Here is a 17,918-nt window from a genome sequence, read left to right as displayed (position 1 = left end):
GCCCCTAGCCTACTTCCTCCAGCACCCGGGCCTTCAGGAAGGGCATCATGGCCCGAAGCCTCGAGCCCACCTCCTCAATGGGATGCGCTGCCCACCGCTTGCGGTTCGCCTCCAAGACGGGGGTCCCGGCCTGGTTCTCCAGCATCCACTCCCGGGCGAACTCCCCCGTCTGAATCTGGCGGAGGATCTCCCGCATGCGCCGTTTGGTCTCCTCCACGGGCACGGCCACCTCCCCCCGGGTATAGTCCCCGTACTCGGCGGTGTTGGAGATGGAGTAGCGCATGCCCTTTAGCCCCGCCTCGTAGATGAGGTCCACGATCAGCTTCACCTCGTGGACGGTCTCAAAGTAGGCCATCTCCGGGGGATAGCCCGCCTCCACCAGGGTCTCAAACCCCGCCTGGATGAGCCGGGTGAGCCCCCCACAAAGCACCGCCTGCTCCCCGAAGAGGTCCGTCTCCGTCTCGTCCTTGAAGGTGGTGGGGATGACCCCGGCCCGGGCCGCCCCGATGGCCTTGGCGTAGGCGAGGGCGGTGGGGAAGGCGCTTCCCGAGGCGTCCTGGTGCACGGCCAAAAGGGCCGGGACCCCGCTTCCCTTCTGGTACTCCGAGCGCACCAGGTGGCCTGGGCCCTTGGGGGCCACCATCCAAACGTCCAGGTCCCGCCTAGGCTTGATCTGGCCGAAGTGGATGTTGAAGCCGTGGGCGAAGGCCAGGGCCCCTCCCTCCCTGAGGTGGGGCTCAATCTCTTCCCGGTAGACCCGGGCCTGGTGCTCGTCGGGCAGGAGGACCATGACGATGTCGGCCTCCCGCACCGCCTCGGCCACGGGAAGGACCCGGAGGCCTGCCCTTTCCGCCTTCTCCCAGCTCCTCGAGCCCGTGCGCAGGCCTACCCGCACGTCCACCCCCGAGTCTTTGAGGTTCAGGGCGTGGGCGTGCCCCTGGGAGCCGAAGCCCAAAACCGCCACCCTCTTGCCCAAGAGAAACCCCAAGTCCGCATCGTGCTCGTAGTAGACCTTCATACCGCCTCCTTTTTTTCCCGTAGCTTGAGGACGCGCTCCCCGCGGCTCATGGCCACGGCCCCGGTGCGCATCACCTCCAGGATCCCGTAAGGCCTCAGGGCCTCCACGAAGGAGTCCACCTTCTTGGAGTCCCCGGTGAGCTCCAGGATAAGGCTCTTGTGGGCCACGTCCACCACCCTCGCCCGGAAGGCCTCCTGGATGTCCTTCACCGCCAGGCGCTCCTCGAGGCCCCCCACGTGCACCTTCACCAGGCAAAGCTCCCTTTCCACGTGGGGCTCGGTGTGGTCCGTGACCTTGAGGACCTCAATGAGCCGGTTGAGTTGCTTCTCCACCTGTTCCAGGGTGCGGTCGTCGCCGGAGACCACCAGGCTAATCCGGGAGAGGCCCGGCTGGTGGGTGGTACCCACGGCCAGGCTCTCCAGGTTGAAGCCGCGCCTTGCGAAGAGACCGGTGATGCGGTTCAGCACCCTGGGGTGGTCCTGGACCAAAACAGAGATGATGTGCCTCATACTCTCTCCAAGCTCCTTCGTCCAGAGGGCAAGTCTTTGGCCGTGGCTCCCCTCATGGCGAAGCCAAGACGGGCTGGCCTCAGGCCCCCACCTCCTCCTTCTCCCGCGGGTCCTCCACGATCATGTCCTCGGCCGCGCCCCCGGCGGGGATCATGGGGAAGACCCCCTCCTCGTGGTAGACCTTGAACTCGGCCACCACGGGGCCGTCGGCGTTTAAGACCGCCTCCACCCCACGCCTCAGGTCCTCCTTCCGCTCCACCCTCACCCCCTTGAGGCCGTAGGCCTCGGCGAGCCGGGCGAAGTCAGGGTTGGAGTCGGCGAGGTACACCTCGCTGTAGCGGCGGGCGTGGAAGAGGTCCTGCCACTGGCGGACCATGCCCAGGTAGCCGTTGTTCAGGATCACCACCTTCACGGGGAGCTTGTACTTCACCACCGTGGCCAGCTCCTGCAGGGTCATCTGGAAGGAGCCGTCCCCGTCAAAATCCAGGACCAGCTCCCCCGGGCGGGCGATCTGGGCTCCGATGGCGAAGGGAAGCCCCACGCCCATGGTGCCAAGACCCCCGCTGGTGAGGAAGCTCCGCGGCCTGGTCACGGGGAAGAACTGGGCGGCGAACATCTGGTGCTGCCCCACCCCTGTGGTGACGATGGCGTTGCCCCCGGTGGCTTCGTGGAAGGCCCGGATCACCTCCTGGCTCTGCAGGTGGGGCTTGGGCTTGATGCGCAAGGGGTAACGGGTGCGCCATTCCTCCAGCTCCCGCCACCAGGCGGCAAGCCTGAGGGGCTTGGCCCCCTTGAGCATCTCCTTGAGGACCAGCCTCGAGTCCCCCACGATGGGGATGTGGGTGCGCACCACCTTGCCGATCTCCGCGGGGTCAATGTCCACGTGGATGATGGTGTGGGCGTGGGGGGCGAAGCGGGAAACCTTCCCCGTCACGCGGTCGTCAAAGCGGAGGCCGAGGGCAAGGATCACGTCTGCGTGGTGGATGGCCCGGTTGGCGGCCACGGTGCCGTGCATTCCCGGCATCCCAAGCCACAGGGGATGGTTTCCGGGGAAGGCCCCAAGGCCCATCAGGGTGGTGATCACCGGCAGGCCCGTCTTCTCGGCGAAGGCGAGGAGCTCGGCGTGGGCGTGCTGCGCCCCGCCCCCCACCATGAGGACGGGCCTCTCGGCCTTCTCCAGGGCGTCCAGGGCCCGCTCTATCTGCTTGGGGTGGCCCTTCAGGGTGGGCTTGTAGCCGGGAAGGTCCAGCTTTGCGTCCAACTCGCCGGTGAACTCGGCAAGCTGCACGTCCTTGGGGATGTCAATGAGGACCGGGCCCGGCCGGCCCGTGGAGGCGATGTGGAAGGCCTCCTTGACGATGCGGGGAAGGTCGTTGACGTCCTGGACCAGGTAGTTGTGCTTGGTGATGGGCATGGTGACCCCGGTCACGTCCGCCTCCTGGAAAGCGTCGGTGCCGATCAGGGCCCGGGGGACGTTCCCGGTGATGGCCACCACCGGGGTGGAGTCCATCATGGCGTCCGCCAGGCCTGTGACCAGGTTCAGCGCCCCCGGCCCCGAGGTGGCCATCACCACCCCCACCCGGCCCGAGGCCCGGGCGTAGCCGGTGGCGGCGTGAACACCCCCCTGCTCGTGCCGCACCAGGATGTGGCGGAGAGGGCTATCGTAAAGGGCATCGTAGGTGGGCATGATGGCCCCGCCGGGATGGCCGAAGATCACCTCCACCCCTTCCCGCTCCAGCGCCTTTAACAGTGCCTCCGCTCCCTTCATCTCCCCCTCCTAAACCAAGGCCCCCCGGGTTTTCCGGGGGGCCTATGGATGCGCCTTAAACCGCTACACCCCACCCCCCGCTGGCCCTACGATTAGGACCAGCGCTAGGGATAGGGCGAGAACCGCGCGCATCTTGGCCCTAATGGTAACCGGGCTCGTGAAGGGTGTCAAGAGCCCGGAATTAGGCGCAAGGGCAGAAAACCCACCCGCCATAGGCGAGGAGCCCCCGGGCTTGACGAAAGGCGGGGGAAGGGGTAAAACCTAGGCCAAGCCCCCCAAGGGGGGCCCGTGCGGCTGGGGTGCCCCAGGGCCCGGATGTCCTGGGGCGGCAAAGGGGGAAGACCGGTGAAAGTCCGGCGCTGTGCCGCAGCGGTAACCGGCCCAAGCTACGTGCCTTCCGTCTAGGCTGGAAGCCCGAATACCCGCCCCGGTGCGCGCCTCACCTGCCCCCGAGCAGGGGCGAAAGGAGGCAGCGATGAAAGAAAGCGGATCCCGGTTCAAAGCCCTTTTTTCCCCGCAAAAGGCAGGTGCTCCGTGACGGGCCCCGAGCTTTTGGCCGTGGCCCTGGGGATGCGCCACGGCGTGGACCCCGACCACCTGGCGGCGGTGGACGGCCTCGCCCGGGTGAGGCCCTCTCCCCTTAACGGCGTCCTCTTCGCCCTGGGGCACGGGGGGATCGTCACCCTGGGTCGGCCCGAAAAAGAGGCCCACTTAGCTCGGGTGGGCAACCTCCCGGGCTCCCGAAGGCCTCCCCTCCCCAGCCCTTCAGGTAGGCGAGGGGTGGGGCTTTAGGGCCAACCCCAAGAGTGAGCCTCCTCCTCGCCCTCCTCCTGGACGCCCTCCTGGGGGAGCCTCCGCCCCGGTTCCACCCTGTGGTCTGGATGGGGCGGTACCTCTCTTGGGCTTGGCCCAGGGTGAGGGGCCTTTGGTCGGGGGCCTGCTACTGGGCCCTGGGCGCCCTTCTCTTCGCCTTGCCCGCCTTCCTCCTGGACCTGCTCCTCCGCCCCCTGGCCCTGGGGTGGGCCTTCCTCGGCCTCCTCCTCAAGCCCCTCTTCAGCCTCAGGATGCTCCTTTCGGAAGTCCTTGCCGTGGAGAGGGCCCTTGGGGAAAGCCTCGAGGCCGGAAGAACGCGCCTTTCCCGGATCGTGAGCCGGAGGACGGAGGACCTCTCCCCGGAGGAGGTGCGGGAGGCGGCCCTGGAAAGCCTCGCGGAAAACCTCGTGGACAGCCTCCTCGCCCCCCTCCTCTACTACGCCCTCTTGGGCCTGGGGGGAGCCGCCCTTTACCGCTACGCCAACACCGCCGACGCCATGTGGGGCTACCCGGAGCACGGGGCAAGGGGCACCTTCGCCGCCCGGATGGACGACCTCCTCAACCTCCTCCCGGCAAGGCTTACCGGGCTTCTCCTCTGCCCGCCTAGGCTCTGGGGACGCCTCCTCCAGGAGGCCCGCAAGACCCCTTCCCCCAACGCGGGCTTCCCCATGGCCGCCCTGGCCCTGAGGCTCGGCGTCCGCCTAAGGAAACGGGGCGCCTACGCCCTGAACCCCCAAGCCCCCTCGCCGAAAGCAGCCCACCTGGGAAGGGCCCTCTGGTGGGTGGGCGGGGTAGGGTATGGGGCCGGGGTCCTGCTTTCCGGGCTCCTGGCCCCCTGGGGACGGTAGGCCCCGGGACGCCCCGGGTTCAGCTAAACTCCTGCTCCAGCTCCTTGAGCCGCTCGGCGATCCCGGTGTACTCCAGCTCCTCCATGGGCAACATGGCGGGGCCGTAGAAGCCCTGGCGCCGCATCTCCTGCGCCTTCTCCACCACCTTGGCCCGAACCGCGTCCCAGACGGGATCGGCGAAGAGGTCCACCGGACCGGTAAGGCGGCCCTCCTTCAGGGAAAAGCCCAGGGCACAGACCATGGGCACGCAGAAGAAGGTGGAGGCCGGGGTGTTGGCCTTCACGGGCATGAGGGGCAGGTGGTGGCTTCCCCGGGTATCCCCGGCCACGAAGGGGGCCAGGGCAAAGGGGGGGCCGAACTCCTCCGTGGCGGGGAAGATCTTCTGGGTGCGCACCAGGGCCACGGGATCGTCCTTACCCACGTAGCGCCCGGCGATGTTCCTGAGGCGGGTGGTGCTCACCACCGCCGCCACCTCCCCGTATTTTCGGGACCAGATGGAGGCTATGGCAAAGCGGTGGGAGTCCCGCAAGAGGGCAGCGATGTCGTAAAGCCGCTCGGGAGCATCCAGCTCAATGTAGCTATCCCGCTCCGTTTGCGCGAGGTCCATGATGCGGAAGCGGAAACCCGGCCTAAGCTCCGGGGAGAGGAGGAGGCCCGAGGAGTACATGGGGTCCGCGAAGGCCAGGTAAAGGGGCAGGTTGAAGGCCCCGGGCTCGGTCTTGTCCGCCGCCAGGACCATGAAGGGCTCGGAGGGCCTTTCCTCAACCTCCATCTCCGCCACCTGGGGACCGAGGCCGTGGAGGTTTCCCGTGAAGGCGTCCTTGAGGAGGTCCTGGCCTGCCCCGTAGAGCCCTTCCCGCTTCGCCACCTCGGTCCCCTCGCGAAAGGCTCTCCAGGCAAGCTCGTGAATGGCGGGGTGGGCCACCCCCCGGGTGTGGGAGAGAAGGAGGACGATATCATCCCCAATGTGGAAGACGTAGGCGTCCAGGAGAAGGCTCCCCTTGGCCTCCTCCACCACCTCCTTCACCTTGGCCAGCACCGCCGCACTCGGCAGGGTGTGCCCGCCTACGGAGCCGATATCCGCCTTGAGCACGCTCAAGGTGATCCTCATAGGACCCTCCATTTCCATGCTTCCACGGGGGCCGCCTTCCCCGCAAGCCAAGGCCTCCCCCCCCGGGGCAACCTTTAGCCCAGGCCCACATCCCAAGAGGCAGGACCCTGGAAAATGGGGGCGTGCTGGACGATGTGCTTCGGCCCATCCACGGGGGGCCCGACGGGGGTCCGGAGCCCCTCTACGACTTCTCCACCAACGCCAACGCCCTCGGGCCCAATCCGGTGATCCTGGAGTACCTCCAGCGGGTAGACCCGAGCCGCTACCCCGATCCCCTGTACCGCAAGGTTCACCGCCTCCTGGCCCAGGCCCACGGGGTGGCGGAGGAACAGGTGGCCGTGGGCACGGGGACAAGCGAGCTCATCCACCGCCTGGCGCGGTGGACCTACCTGCGGGGGCCCATGCTCCTCCTGCCCCCTACATTCAGCGAGTACGCCCGGGCCGCCAGGGCCCTGGACCTGCCCCTTTGGGAGGCAGAAGGCCCCGAGGCCTTCCTCGCCCTCCTGCCCCGGGCGAGCCTCGCCTTCCTCTGCGTTCCCAACAACCCCACGGGGGAGGTGTACGCCTTCTTGGAGGAAGCGGCCGCCCTGGCGCGGGAAGGGCACACGGCCTTGGTCCTGGACCTGGCCTACTACGAGCTCCTGGAAGCCCCTCCCGCCCTCCCCCATGGGGTGTGGCGCCTTTACAGCCCCAACAAGGCCCACGGCCTCACGGGGGTGAGGGCCGGGTACCTTGTGGCGCCCTTGGACCTTACCCATTTCCGGAACCTGGCCCCAAGCTGGCCCGTGTCCGTCTATGGAGAAGCCCTCCTCCTCGGACAGCTGGACCCGGCGGCGCAGGCCTGGCTCCGGGAGAGCCGCAGGGAGCTCTACCGCCTGCGGCGCCTCCTGGCGGAGGGGCTTAGGGGGCTCGGCCTCGAGGTCCGGGAAAGCCCCGCCAACTTCCTCCTGGCCCGCGTAGGCCGGGCCACGGAGGTGGCCAGGGCCCTAAGGGAAAGGGGCATAAGGGTGCGGGACGGCACCAGCTTTGGCCTTTCTGAATGGATCCGCCTTTCGGCCCAAGGCGAGGAGGCCATTGGGGCCCTCCTCGAGGCCCTGGAAGGGGTTCTTGCTAGACTGGGGGCATGACCCCGGGGCTCGCCCGCTACCTGGAGGAGGCCCTCTACCTCTTCGGCTCCCACGCCCGGGGGACGGCGGACCGAAGGTCGGATCTGGACCTCCTGATGGTGGCCCGCACCTCCCTCCCCTTAAGCGCATCGGCCTCGTCCTGGAGCTCCTCCAGGATGCCCCCCTCCCCGTGGAGGCCATCGTCCTCACCCCCGAGGCGTTCCAAGAGCGCCGGAACCTCCCCTTCCTCCAAGGGGTGCTACGGGAGGCGAAACCGCTTTATGAGCGTGGAAAAACGCCGGCTTGAGGCCCGCCGCTGGCTCGCCCAAGCCTGGGACGACTGGGAGGCGGCAAAGGCCCTCCTGGAGAGGGGCAAGCACGCCCAGGCTGCCTTTCTTGCCCAGCAGGCCGGGGAGAAAGCCCTAATCGCCCTGGGCCTGGACCCCTGGGGCCACAGCCTCACCCGGCTCCTCCAGGATCTCCCTCCGGAGGAAGCCAAGAAGGCCCTGGAGGACGCCCAGGCGATCCTAAAAGCCGTGGGGGGGCGCCTTGAGAAGGGGTAAGGCCCTCATCGTTTGGGGCACGGGGAGCGGGGTAGGGAAAAGCCTCTTCGCCGCAGGGCTTCTCCGCCACTTCCGCAGGCTCGGCCTGAAGGCCGCCCCCTTTAAGGCTCAGAACATGGCGAACCACGCCCGGGTGGCCCAGGGGGGGGAGGTGGCCACCGCCCAGTGGCTCCAGGCCCTGGCCGCAGGCGCCGAGCCCGAGGTGCGCATGAACCCTGTCCTGGTCAAGCCCTTCGGGGAGAAGGGCGCCCAGGTGGTGGTGTGGGGTAAGGTGGACCCCAGGCTCTCCCGGCTTCCGTGGCAGGAGCGGAAGCCCCACCTCGAGGCCCCCATCCGCGAAGCCTTGGAAGGCCTTCTGGCCGAGTACGACCTCCTTGTGCTGGAAGGGGCGGGAAGCCCGGTGGAGCGGAACCTCTGGCCCGACCTGCCGAACCTCAAGGTGGCGGAGTGGGCGGAGGCCAAGGCCCTCCTGGTGGCCGACGTGGACCAGGGAGGGGCTTTGGGGGCGCTTTACGGCACCTTTGCCCTCCTGGGAGAGCACCGAAGGAGGCTCGTGGGTTTCGCCTTCAACAAATTCCGGGGGAACCTGGAGCTCCTAAGGCCCGCCTACGGCCTCCTTAGGGATTGGACCGGCCTCCCGGTCCTCGGCACCCTCCCCCTGCTCCCCCTCGCCTTCCCCGAGGAGGACGGCTTCCGCCACCGCCTCGAGGGGAAAGAAGGCCCCAAAGTGGCCATCCTCCGCTACCCTCACGCCGCCAACCTGGACGAGTTCTGGCCCCTTGCGGAGCTCGCCCGGGTCCGGTACGCCACCCTCCCTGAGGAGGCAGAGGGAGCAGAGCTCCTCGTCCTCCCGGGAAGCCGCCTCCCGGCGCGGGACCTCCCCTGGCTCAGGGCCTTCCTCCCTCTGCTAAAGCGGCACCTGGAAGAGGGCAAGCCCGTCCTCGCCGTATGCGGCGGTGCGGAGATGCTTTCCCAAGCCCTTCTGGACGAGGAGGGGGTGGAGGAAAAGGGGGCCTTCCCCGGCCTGGGCCTCCTCCCCTACCGGGTGAGGATGGTGGCGGAGAAAACGGTGGAGAAGAGGCGGGTGCGGCTTCAGGGGCTTTCGGGCTACTGGGGAAGGCTCGAGGGCCTCGAGGTGGAGGGGTACGAGATCCACCACGGCCAAGGCCTCCCCCTCTTCCACCAGCAAGGAAGCCTGCTCGCCACCTGGCTCCACGGCCTCCTGGAGAACCCCGGGGTGCAGCAGGCCCTCTTCGGGCGGAAGGCGAGGGCCTTGGAGGAGAGCCTAGACCGGCTGGCAGACGCCCTGGAGGAGCACCTGGACCTAAAGCCCCTCTACCAGGCCTTAGGGCTTTCGGGCGGGCGCTTACCCGCAGGGATGCCTAAGGCCCCCGACCCTCCCCCATCCCCCGGCCTCGTGCTCCTCCTGGGAGGGGCGAAAAGCGGCAAAAGCCGCTTCGCCCAAAAGCTCGCCGGGCCCTTCGCCACCCTCATCGCCACCGCTGAGGCCAGGGACGAGGAGATGGCGGAAAGGATCCGTCAGCACCAAGCCGAGCGCCCTCCCACCTGGGAGACCCTGGAGGAGCCCTTAGACCTCGTGGGAGCCTTGGCGCGGGCCCGCTACCCCACGGTGGTGGTGGACTGCCTGACCCTGTGGGTGGCGAACCTCCTGGAGAGGGGACTGGACCCCCTGGAGGAGGCGAGGCGGTTCCTAGGGGCGGTGGGGGAAAGCGGCAAGCGGGTCATCGCCGTAAGCAACGAGGTGGGCATGGGCATCGTCCCCGCCCATCCCCTGGCCCGCCGCTACCGGGACCTCCTGGGCCGGGTAAACGCCCTCTTCGCCGAAAAGGCCGAGGTCTACCTCCTCGTGGCGGGCAAGGCCCTCCGCCTTGGGACGTAGCTTTGGGCCGGTGGGGGGGTACACTTTTCTTATGGGCCTTGTGCCACCCTGCTTCATCACCGAGATCGTGGAAAGGGACCTCCGGGAGGGAAAGTACGCGAAGCTCCGCACCCGCTTCCCCCCCGAGCCCAACGGCTACCTCCACATCGGCCACGCCCGGAGCATCGTTTTGAACTTCGGCCTGGCCCAGGACTATGGCGGGGAGTGCTACCTCCGCATGGACGACACCAACCCCGAAACGGAAAAGGAGGAGTACGCCCGCGCCATTGAGGAGGACGTGCGCTGGCTCGGTTTCGTCCCGGACGGCGTCTTCTACGCCTCGGACTACTTTGACCGGATGTACGCCTGCGCCCTCCTCCTCATTGAGGAGGGGAAGGCCTACGTGGACGACCTCCCCGAGGAGGAGATGAGCGCCCTAAGGGCCGAAGGAAAGCCGAGCCCCTATCGGGAGCGCAGCGTGGAGGAGAACCTGGATCTTTTCCAGCGGATGGCCCGAGGGGAGTTCCCCACGGGTAGCCGGGTCCTCCGGGCCAAGATAGACCCAGCCCACCCCAACTTCAAGCTCCGGGACCCCGTCCTCTACCGCATCGTCCACGCCTCCCACTACCACGCCGGGAACCGGTGGGTGGTCTACCCCATGTACGACTACGCCCACCCCCTCGAGGACTTCATTGAGGGCATCTCCCACTCCCTCTGCACCCTGGAGTTTGAGAACAACCGGGCCATCTACGACTGGGTCATTGAGAACGTCAGGGGCAAGTGCGGTTTCCCCGAGGCCCCAAGGCCCCACCAGTACGAGTTCGCCCGGTTGGACCTTACCCACACCGTGCTTTCCAAAAGGAAGCTCATCCAGCTGGTGGAAGGGGGCTTGGTCTCGGGCTGGGACGACCCCAGGCTCCCCACCCTGCGCGCCCTGAGGCGGAGGGGGGTGAGGCCCCAGGCCATCGTGGAGTTCGTGCGCAAGACCGGGATCTCCCGCAACGAGGCCCGGATTCCCATGGACCTCCTCGAGGAGGTCATCCGGGACGACCTGAACCCCATCGCCCCCAGGGTCTTAGGCGTGGTGGACCCCCTGAAGGTGCGCCTCACCAACTACGAGGGAGAGGAGTGGATAGAGGCCCCCTACTGGCCCCGGGACATCCCCAAGGCGGGGAGCCGCCCCCTCCCCTTTTCCGGGGAGATCTACATAGAGCGCACCGACTTCAGCCTCAATCCCCCCAAGGGCTGGAAGCGCTTTGCCCCGGGCCAGCGGGTGCGCCTCCGGCACGCCTACGTCATTGAGCTGGAGGACGTGGTGGAGGAGGGAGGAGAGGTCAAGCTCCTCAAGGCCCGGGTGGTCCCGGGCACCTTGGGGGCAAACCCCGAGGACGGGATGAAGCCCAAGGGGGTGATCCACTGGGTCTCCGCACGGCACGCCCTCCCCGTGGAGTTCCGGCTCTACGGCCGCCTCTTCCTCACCGAGGATCCCGAAGAGGGCGGGGAGTTCCTCAAGAACCTGAACCCCGAGGCCCTGGTGGTGAAGCGGGGCTTCCTTGAGCCGAGCGTGGCCCAAGACCCCGAGGACACCCGTTACCAGCTGGAGCGCCTCGGCTACTTCTGGCGGGACCCCGTGGACTCTAGGCCCAGCGCCTTGGTCATGAACCGCATCGTGCCCCTCAAGGAGGGGTACCGGGCCTAAAGCCCTACGCTCAGGCCCAAGGCTCCGCCCACGCCAAAGGTTCGGGCGGGGGCCAGGTAGTAGACGGGGTGGAGCTCCAAGTAGACCCCCACGAGGGGTAGGGGCAGGTTGAGCCAGGTGCCCAAGACCCCCCGCACGCCCCCCTGGCCCGCCCCGTCCCGGGGAAGGGAAAGGGTCGGCCCGCTACCGTAGAAGGCCCCCAGGCCCAGGTAGAGGTCCGTGAGGGGGACCTTGAAGAGGAGGTCCACCCCCCCTCCCAGGGCCTCGAGGCCTGCCCCAACGTACACCCGCCCCTCGGCCAGGAAGGGCACAAGGGCGAAGCGCAGACCTCCCTGAAGCCCGAAGGGACTCCCCAGGCTCACCTCGGCCTTCTGCCCCAGGGCGAGCCCTGAGGCCAACACCAAAAGCCATGCCCACTTACGCATCCCGCACCTCCTTCAAGAGCTCCTCCACCCGCACCACCCGCGCCCGGTGGACCCCAGGGCGGTAGTCTACCAGGACGGCCTCCACCTGAAGCATCCCCAGGGCCCTGAGGAACGCCTCCTTCAGAGCCCGGCTCTCCAGGGAACTCACCCGCATACCAAGCCCCTCGTGGTGGGCGAGGAAGGCCTCGGCCAGGGACCTCTTGGTCCAGATGCCGGAAAGCCGCCGCCCCGGGGCCTCCACCACCAGGTGCTCCCCGGGTTCCCCCTCCAGAACGTACCAGGTACCGGAAAGCTCCGGCTCCACCGGTCCATAATACCCTCGTGCGCCTGGACCGGTACCTGGTGGAGAAGGGCCTTGCGGAGAGCCGGGAGAAGGCCAAGCGCCTCATCGCCGAGGGGAGGGTGCGGGTGGAGGGGAAGGTGGTCACCAAGCCCGCCCACCCCGTGCCCGAGGGGGCGGAGGTGGCCCTTCTCGCGGCGGAGCGCTACGTGGGCCGGGGGGCGTACAAGCTCCTCGGGGCCCTGGAGGGCTTCCCCGTGGCGGTGGCAGGAAAGGTAGCCGCAGACTTGGGGGCCAGCACGGGGGGCTTCACCCAGGTGCTTCTGGAAAAGGGGGCGAAGCGCGTGTATGCGGTGGACGTGGGCAAGGGCCAGCTCCACCCCTCCTTGCGCCAGGACCCTAGGGTGGTGCGCCTCGAGGAGCAGGACGCCCGCACCGTGCGCCTGCCCGAACTCGTGGACCTCGCGGTCATGGACGTTTCCTTCATCTCTTCTACCCTTCTCCTCCCCAACGTGCACGCCCTCGTAAGACCAGGGGGAGAGGCCTTGGTCCTGGTCAAGCCCCAGTTTGAGCTCGGGCCGAAAGCCCACAAGGGGGTGGTGCGGGAGGAGGCAAAGCGGGAGGAGGCCCTGAAGCGGGTGCGGGAGAAGGCCCTAGAGCTTGGCTTCCAGGTCCTGGGGGAAAGGGAAAGCCCCCTCCCGGGCAAGGAGGGGAACCTGGAGTACTGGCTTTGGCTCAGGCGCCCTTGAGCCACTCCTCGGCGATTTGCACGGCGTTTAAGGCGGCCCCCTTCAGGAGCTGGTCCCCCACCACGAAGAAGTCCAGGCCGTTCTCAAAGGCGAGGCTCTTCCGGATCCGCCCCACCTCCACGTCCCACTTGCCGCTCGCGGTGAGGGGCATGGGGTAGCGCTTGGCCTCAGGCTCGTCCACCACCTCCACCCCCGGGGCTTCCCTTAGGACCTCCCGGGCCTCCTCTGGGGTCACGGGGCGCTCAAACTCCACGCTTACCGCCTCGGCGTGGGCCCTTAAGGTGGGGACCCGCACCGCCGTGGCACTGACCTTTAGGGAGTCATCCCCGAAGATCTTGTGGGTTTCCCAGACCACCTTCATCTCCTCCCGGGTGTACCCGTTCTCCTGGAAGGCGTCTATGTGGGGGATGACGTTGAAGGGGAGGGGGTGGGCGAAGGCCTCCGCCTTGGGGGTTTCCCCGTGGAGGAAGCGGTGGGTCTCCCGGAGGAGCTCCTCCATGGCCTTCGCCCCGGCCCCCGAGGCCGCCTGGTAGGTGGCCACGATGACCCGCCTGGCCCTAAAGGCCCGGTGCAGGGGCCAGAGGGCCATGGCCAGGATGGCGGTGGTGCAGTTGGGGTTGGCGATGAGGCCGCGGTGCTCAAAGATCCTCTCCCGGTTCACCTCGGGGACCACCAGGGGCACCCAGGGCTCGTAGCGCCAGGCGCTGGAGTTGTCCACGACCAAAGCCCCGCCCTCCGCCCACACCGGGGCCCAGGCCTTGGAGACCGCCCCCCCAGCGCTGGCCAGCACGAGGTCCACCGGCAAAGGCCCCTCGGGCAGGGGCTCCACCGGCACCTCCTCCCCGCGGAAGGGAAGGCGCGCCCCGGCGGAGCGGAAAGAGGCGTAGAGGCGGAGCTCGCTTAGGGGAAAGTTCCGGGCCTCGAGGACCTTGAGGATCTCCCGCCCCACGGCCCCCGTGGCCCCCACCACCGCCACCCTCATGCGGCCTCCTCCCACAGGGCGCCCTGACCCACCTGGTGGGTCAGGGCGCCGAAGAATTCCCGCTCCAGCTCGCGGGAAGGAGCCACCCGCATCTCCTCCACTTCCCAAAGCTCCCGCCAGATCGGCTCGGGGATGCCTAGGACCCCCTGCCTAGGCGGCGTAGGATGCGTTCCCTTCTCCTTTCCCATGCCCGGATCTCCCGCCCGTGCTCCTCTATGCGCGCCTCCGGCTGAGTCCGAACCTCTTTCCCGCGCTTCCGGTTTTGCGCCACTTCGGGTCCCTCAAAAACGGCTCGCTCCTCCAGCCTACCACCTAAGCTTCTCCCGAAGGAAGCCCTCCAGCTCGTCCACGTGGAGCCTTATCTGCTCCATGGTGTCCCGGTCCCGCACCGTGACCGTGTCCTTGAGCTTGCTGGTACCGTCCTTGCCCTGGCCGAGGGTGTCGTAGTCCACGGTGACGGCGAAGGGCGTGCCTACCTCGTCGTGGCGGCGGTAGGCCTTGCCGATGTTGCCCGTGTCCTCGTAGAGCACCCGCCCGAGGCCCAGGGCCTGCAGCCTGGCCTTGAGCCTTCTGGCGTACTCGGTGATCTCGGGGCGGTTCTTCACCAGGGGGATCACCGCCACCTTGATGGGGGCGAGCTGGGGCTTGAGCTTGAGGACGATGCGCTCTTCCCCACTGGGAAGCTCCTCCCGGGTGAAGGCCTCGGAGAGGAGGGCCAAAACCCCCCGGTCCACCCCGGCCGAGGGCTCAATCACGTAGGGTACGAACCACTTTCCCGTCTCGGGGTCGCGGTAGGCGAGGCGGGCCGTGGAGTGCTCGTTCCGCATGACCCGCGCGGTGATGGCAAGCTCCTCCTGGTCCTTGGTGTGGCTCCCCAGGTCAAAGTCGGTGCGGTTGGCGATGCCCTCCAGCTCCTCGAGGCCGTGGGGAAAGCGGTAGAGGAGGTCCACGGTGGCCTTGGCGTAGTGGGCGAGTTCCTCGGCAGGCTGCTCGTAGGGAACGAGGTTCTCGCGGCTCAGGCCCATCTCCTGCCACCACTTGAGGCGCTCCTCCACCCAGTAGCGGTGCCAGCGCTCGTCCTCCCCGGGGCGGACGAAGTACTCAATCTCCATCTGCTCAAACTCCCGCACCCGGAAGATGAAGTTCCTCGGGGTCACCTCGTTGCGAAAGGCCTTGCCGATCTGGGCGATGCCGAAGGGAAGCTTGCGGCTGGTGGCGTCCAGGACGTTCTTGAAGTTGATGAAGATCCCCTGGGCCGTCTCGGGGCGGAGGTAGGCCAAAGCGGCCTCCTCCTCCACCGGCCCCACGTAGGTCTTGAACATGAGGTTGAAGTAGCGGGGGGGCGTCCAGTCCCCGGGCTCCCCGGTGGCGGGGTCTATGACCCCGGCTGCGGTCATCGCCCCACCGGCCCTTTCCGGAGCCCGCATCATGGCCTGGACCAAGGCGTGGAGCCCCTCCTCCACCTCCATGGCCCGGTAGAGCCGCCCAAGCACCTCCTCCGGCTGCTCCTTCAGGAGGTGGTCCAGGCGGTAGCGCTTCTTGGTGATCCGGTTGTCCACCATGGGGTCGGCGAAGGTGGCCTCGTGCCCGGAGTAGTGGAGGACGAGCCGGTGGGTGAGGAGGCTTGCGTCCAGCCCCTCCATGTCGTCCCGCTCGTAGACGTTCCGGCGCCACCAGGCCTGCTTGAGGTTGTTCTTGAGCTCCACCCCCAGGGGGCCGTAATCATAGACCCCCTGAAGGCCCCCGTAGATCTCCGCGCTCTGGAAGAGGAACCCGCGCCGCTTGCAAAGCGCCACCAATTCGTCCAGGGTACTCGCCGGCATCTCTCCTCCCGAAGGGGGCCAAAGCCCCCGGTTAGAGGGCATCTTACAGGAGAGGCGGGCCTCCGGCCCAAGGTGAGCCCGTGCGCAAATCCCCAAGGCGGAGGGCCTTAGGCTAGAATGTGGGTAGAGGGGAGCATGAACAGGTACGACGACCGCGCCAGGCTGGTCTTCCACTACGCGAGGGAGGAGGGGAGCCGCTTAGGCCACTCCATGATCGGCCCAGAGCACCTCCTCCTGGGCCTGATGCGCGAGGGGGGCACGGCGGCCCGCATCCTCCAGGAGTACGGGGCGAGCCTCGAGGCCATGCGCCGCATGGTGGAGGAGCTGGTGGGCCGGGGCGAGGGGAGCCGCACCGGGGAGCCCCCCGCCATCACACCCAGGGCGAGGCGGGTCATGGAGCTGGCCAGCGCCGAAGCCCGCAACATGGGCGCCCAGGTGATCGGCACCGAGCACATCCTCCTCGGCATCCTCCGCGAGGGGGACGGGATCGCCTACCGCATCCTCTCCCACTTCGCCAAGGACGTGGACGCCATCCGCTGGCGCATCCTGGCCATGGCCGACAGCCGCGAGCGGGAGAAGCCCGTGAACACCCCCTTCCTGGACGAGTACGGCCGCGACCTCACCAAAGAGGCCCGGGAAGGGAAGCTGGACCCGGTGATCGGGCGCCAGGAGGAGATCAACCGGGTGATCCAGATCCTGGCCCGCCGCACCAAGAACAACCCCGTGCTCATCGGGGACCCTGGGGTGGGCAAGACGGCCATCGTGGAGGGCCTGGCCCAGGCCATCGTGGAGGGGCGGGTGCCCCCCATTCTGCGCGGGGCCCGGGTGGTGGCCATTGACCTCGCCGGGGTGGTGGCGGGGACCAAGTACCGGGGCGAGTTTGAGGAGCGCCTGCGCCAGATCATTGAGGAGCTCAAAAACGCCAAGGTCATCGCCTTCATTGACGAGCTCCACACCCTGATCGGGGCCGGGGGGGCCGAGGGCACCCTGGACGCCGCCAACATCCTCAAACCCGCCCTGGCCCGGGGGGAGATCCAGGTGATCGGGGCCACCACCACCGGGGAGTACCACCGCTACATAGAAAAGGACGCCGCCCTAGAGCGGCGCTTCCAGCCGGTGATCGTCCTCGAGCCCTCCCCTGAGGAGACGCTGGAGATCCTAAAAGGCCTCCGCCCCCGGTACGAGGCCCACCACGGGGTTATCATTCCCGACGAGATCCTGGAGCTTTCCGTCAAGATCGGCATCCGCTCCCTCCCCGGGCGCAACTTCCCCGACAAGGCCATTGACCTCATTGACGAGGCGGCCTCGAGGGTCCGCCTCAACGCCTCCTTGGGCCTCCCCGTGGCCGAGGAGGAGGACGGCACCCCGGTGGTCACCCGGGAGGACATCGAGGCCGTGGTGGACTCTTGGGGAGGCATCTACACCGACGACAAGGACGACGAGAAGCTCATGCACCTGGAGGAGGAGCTGAGGAAGCGGGTGGTGGGCCAGGAGGAGGCGATCCGCGCCCTGGCCAGCGCCCTACGGCGGGCCCGGGTGGGCCTTGGGGGCCGGACCCGGGTGGCCGCGAGCTTCCTCTTCGTGGGCCAAAGCGGGGTGGGCAAGACCCAGCTCGCCAAGGCCCTGGCCGAGGTCCTCTTCGGCTCGGAGCGGGCCCTTATCCGCTTTGACATGTCCGAGTTCCAGGAGCCCCACTCCATCTCCAAGCTCATCGGCGCCCCGCCGGGCTACGTGGGGTACGAGCAGGGAGGCCGCCTCACCGAGGCCGTGCGCCGCCAGCCCTTCAGCGTGGTCCTCCTGGACGAGATTGAGAAGGCCCACCCCGACATCTACAACACCTTCCTCCAGGTCCTGGACGAGGGGCGCCTCACCGACGGCATGGGGCGCACCGTGGACTTCCGGCGGGTCATCCTCATCATGACCTCCAACACCGGCTACAACGTGGGCCCGGCCATCGGCTTTACCTCGAGGGAAGTAGACACAGAATCCCCCCTGAAGACCCTCTTCACCCCGGAGTTCCTGGACCGCCTGGACGAGGTGATCCGCTTCCGCCCCCTCACGGAGGAGGAGCTGGTCCAGGTGGCCCGGCTTATGCTGGAAGAAATCCGGAAAGAGCTGAAGGCTCGGGACATTGAGGTGGCCTTCGCCCCTGAGGTCGCCCACTTTGTGGTGGAGCAGGCCCCCAAGACGGGAAGCGCCCGGGCTGTCCGCGGGGTCATCCGCGAGCGCATTGAGGACCCCCTGTCCCTGGCCCTCCTGAAGAAGCCCGCCGGCCACCTCTACGTGAGCGTGGAGGAGGGGCGCTTGGCCTTCCACGAGGTGGAGGAGTTTCTGGTCTGACCCCC

At 68.0% G+C, this 17,918-nt stretch carries 17 protein-coding genes and 1 riboswitch; of the genes, 8 read left to right on the top strand and 9 right to left on the bottom strand.

What is annotated here, in order from left to right:
• Window positions 1-4: 4 nt before the first annotated feature.
• The 3 genes from ilvC to ilvB all read right to left on the bottom strand — a co-directional run bounded on the left by ilvC (window position 5) and on the right by ilvB (window position 3,295).
• The gene (ilvC, locus tag H531_RS0103425) at window positions 5-1,018 is read right to left on the bottom strand and encodes a ketol-acid reductoisomerase (RefSeq protein WP_022797963.1); all 1,014 of its coding nucleotides are present in this window, start codon (window positions 1,016-1,018) and stop codon (window positions 5-7) included.
• Window positions 1,015-1,527 (bottom strand): acetolactate synthase small subunit, encoded by a 513-nt coding sequence (gene ilvN / locus H531_RS0103420; protein WP_022797962.1) that lies wholly within the window; start codon window positions 1,525-1,527, stop codon window positions 1,015-1,017. The genes ilvC and ilvN overlap by 4 nt, the downstream gene beginning before the upstream one ends.
• Window positions 1,528-1,606: 79 nt before the next feature.
• Entirely contained in the window at window positions 1,607-3,295 is a 1,689-nt protein-coding gene (gene ilvB, locus H531_RS0103415) for a biosynthetic-type acetolactate synthase large subunit (protein ID WP_022797961.1), read from the bottom strand.
• Window positions 3,296-3,585: 290 nt separating this feature from the next.
• Window positions 3,586-3,739, top strand: a riboswitch (cobalamin riboswitch).
• Window positions 3,740-3,829: 90 nt separating this feature from the next.
• Here ilvB and H531_RS14705 point away from each other — a divergent pair.
• Window positions 3,830-4,087 carry a hypothetical protein gene (locus H531_RS14705; RefSeq protein WP_022797960.1) on the top strand — a complete coding sequence of 86 codons (258 nt, stop codon included), beginning with the start codon at window positions 3,830-3,832 and terminating at the stop codon, window positions 4,085-4,087.
• A gap of 14 nt (window positions 4,088-4,101) precedes the next feature.
• Window positions 4,102-4,956 (top strand): adenosylcobinamide-phosphate synthase CbiB, encoded by an 855-nt coding sequence (cbiB, locus tag H531_RS0103405; protein WP_022797959.1) that lies wholly within the window; start codon window positions 4,102-4,104, stop codon window positions 4,954-4,956.
• 19 nt (window positions 4,957-4,975) lie between these two features.
• Here the strand turns inward: cbiB and fbp are convergent, their stop codons facing one another.
• Entirely contained in the window at window positions 4,976-6,067 is a 1,092-nt protein-coding gene (fbp, locus tag H531_RS0103400) for a fructose-1,6-bisphosphate aldolase/phosphatase (protein ID WP_022797958.1), read from the bottom strand.
• Between the two features lie 122 nt (window positions 6,068-6,189).
• On the opposite strand from fbp, the gene H531_RS0103395 reads away from it, so the two are divergent.
• The 4 genes from H531_RS0103395 to H531_RS0103375 are packed head-to-tail and all read left to right on the top strand — an operon-like array spanning window position 6,190 to window position 11,314.
• Window positions 6,190-7,194 carry a pyridoxal phosphate-dependent aminotransferase gene (locus H531_RS0103395; RefSeq protein ID WP_022797957.1) on the top strand — a complete coding sequence of 335 codons (1,005 nt, stop codon included), beginning with the start codon at window positions 6,190-6,192 and terminating at the stop codon, window positions 7,192-7,194.
• The gene (locus H531_RS13820) at window positions 7,191-7,736 is read left to right on the top strand and encodes a HEPN domain-containing protein (protein ID WP_022797956.1); all 546 of its coding nucleotides are present in this window, start codon (window positions 7,191-7,193) and stop codon (window positions 7,734-7,736) included. Before H531_RS0103395 ends, H531_RS13820 begins: the two co-directional genes overlap by 4 nt.
• Complete coding sequence (locus tag H531_RS0103380; RefSeq protein ID WP_022797955.1) at window positions 7,723-9,636, top strand: cobyric acid synthase; 1,914 nt, start codon at window positions 7,723-7,725, stop codon at window positions 9,634-9,636. The genes H531_RS13820 and H531_RS0103380 overlap by 14 nt, the downstream gene beginning before the upstream one ends.
• 31 nt (window positions 9,637-9,667) lie before the next feature.
• On the top strand, window positions 9,668-11,314 hold the full coding sequence (locus H531_RS0103375; protein ID WP_022797954.1) for a glutamine--tRNA ligase/YqeY domain fusion protein: 1,647 nt from the start codon (window positions 9,668-9,670) through the stop codon (window positions 11,312-11,314).
• Here H531_RS0103375 and H531_RS0103370 read toward each other — a convergent pair.
• Both H531_RS0103370 and H531_RS0103365 read right to left on the bottom strand, forming a co-directional pair.
• Entirely contained in the window at window positions 11,311-11,739 is a 429-nt protein-coding gene (locus tag H531_RS0103370; protein WP_022797953.1) for a hypothetical protein, read from the bottom strand. The two genes, H531_RS0103375 and H531_RS0103370, sit on opposite strands and share 4 nt — an antisense overlap.
• Entirely contained in the window at window positions 11,732-12,043 is a 312-nt protein-coding gene (locus H531_RS0103365; RefSeq protein ID WP_022797952.1) for a DUF3234 domain-containing protein, read from the bottom strand. The genes H531_RS0103370 and H531_RS0103365 overlap by 8 nt, the downstream gene beginning before the upstream one ends.
• 17 nt (window positions 12,044-12,060) lie before the next feature.
• Here H531_RS0103365 and H531_RS0103360 point away from each other — a divergent pair, with 17 nt between their 5' ends.
• A complete protein-coding gene (locus H531_RS0103360) occupies window positions 12,061-12,768 on the top strand; it encodes a TlyA family RNA methyltransferase (protein ID WP_022797951.1) in 708 nt (235 codons plus the stop codon).
• Here H531_RS0103360 and H531_RS0103355 read toward each other — a convergent pair.
• The 3 genes from H531_RS0103355 to H531_RS0103345 all read right to left on the bottom strand — a co-directional run bounded on the left by H531_RS0103355 (window position 12,755) and on the right by H531_RS0103345 (window position 15,573).
• Complete coding sequence (locus H531_RS0103355) at window positions 12,755-13,750, bottom strand: aspartate-semialdehyde dehydrogenase (RefSeq protein WP_022797950.1); 996 nt, start codon at window positions 13,748-13,750, stop codon at window positions 12,755-12,757. The genes H531_RS0103360 and H531_RS0103355 overlap by 14 nt on opposite strands.
• Window positions 13,747-13,938: a hypothetical protein gene (locus tag H531_RS0103350; RefSeq protein ID WP_022797949.1), complete on the bottom strand. Its 192-nt coding sequence runs from the start codon at window positions 13,936-13,938 to the stop codon at window positions 13,747-13,749. The genes H531_RS0103355 and H531_RS0103350 overlap by 4 nt, the downstream gene beginning before the upstream one ends.
• A 117-nt stretch (window positions 13,939-14,055) precedes the next feature.
• Window positions 14,056-15,573, bottom strand: a complete 1,518-nt coding sequence (locus H531_RS0103345; protein WP_022797948.1) for a glycine--tRNA ligase — start codon at window positions 15,571-15,573, stop codon at window positions 14,056-14,058.
• Window positions 15,574-15,708: 135 nt separating this feature from the next.
• Here H531_RS0103345 and H531_RS0103340 point away from each other — a divergent pair, with 135 nt between their 5' ends.
• Window positions 15,709-17,913, top strand: a complete 2,205-nt coding sequence (locus H531_RS0103340; protein ID WP_022797947.1) for an ATP-dependent Clp protease ATP-binding subunit — start codon at window positions 15,709-15,711, stop codon at window positions 17,911-17,913.
• Window positions 17,914-17,918 lie beyond the last annotated feature (5 nt).

Origin of the sequence: Thermus islandicus DSM 21543, assembly GCF_000421625.1 — a bacterium.
GTDB classification, from domain to species: Bacteria; Deinococcota; Deinococci; order Deinococcales; family Thermaceae; genus Thermus; species Thermus islandicus.
The sequence above is the reverse complement of the archived record's forward strand: the minus strand, read 5'-3'. Positions and strand labels throughout refer to the sequence as shown.

What these genes read in the sequence shown, in the direction of transcription:
- H531_RS0103340 (WP_022797947.1), top strand. Translation starts at nt 15,709, where the DNA reads ATGAACAGGTACGACGACCGCGCCAGGCTGGTCTTCCACTACGCGAGG.
- H531_RS0103370 (WP_022797953.1), bottom strand. Translation starts at nt 11,739, where the DNA reads ATGCGTAAGTGGGCATGGCTTTTGGTGTTGGCCTCAGGGCTCGCCCTG.
- ilvC (WP_022797963.1), bottom strand. Translation starts at nt 1,018, where the DNA reads ATGAAGGTCTACTACGAGCACGATGCGGACTTGGGGTTTCTCTTGGGC.
- H531_RS0103355 (WP_022797950.1), bottom strand. Translation starts at nt 13,750, where the DNA reads ATGAGGGTGGCGGTGGTGGGGGCCACGGGGGCCGTGGGGCGGGAGATC.
- H531_RS0103375 (WP_022797954.1), top strand. Translation starts at nt 9,668, where the DNA reads ATGGGCCTTGTGCCACCCTGCTTCATCACCGAGATCGTGGAAAGGGAC.
- H531_RS0103345 (WP_022797948.1), bottom strand. Translation starts at nt 15,573, where the DNA reads ATGCCGGCGAGTACCCTGGACGAATTGGTGGCGCTTTGCAAGCGGCGC.
- H531_RS13820 (WP_022797956.1), top strand. Translation starts at nt 7,191, where the DNA reads ATGACCCCGGGGCTCGCCCGCTACCTGGAGGAGGCCCTCTACCTCTTC.
- ilvB (WP_022797961.1), bottom strand. Translation starts at nt 3,295, where the DNA reads ATGAAGGGAGCGGAGGCACTGTTAAAGGCGCTGGAGCGGGAAGGGGTG.
- fbp (WP_022797958.1), bottom strand. Translation starts at nt 6,067, where the DNA reads ATGAGGATCACCTTGAGCGTGCTCAAGGCGGATATCGGCTCCGTAGGC.
- H531_RS0103350 (WP_022797949.1), bottom strand. Translation starts at nt 13,938, where the DNA reads ATGGGAAAGGAGAAGGGAACGCATCCTACGCCGCCTAGGCAGGGGGTC.
- ilvN (WP_022797962.1), bottom strand. Translation starts at nt 1,527, where the DNA reads ATGAGGCACATCATCTCTGTTTTGGTCCAGGACCACCCCAGGGTGCTG.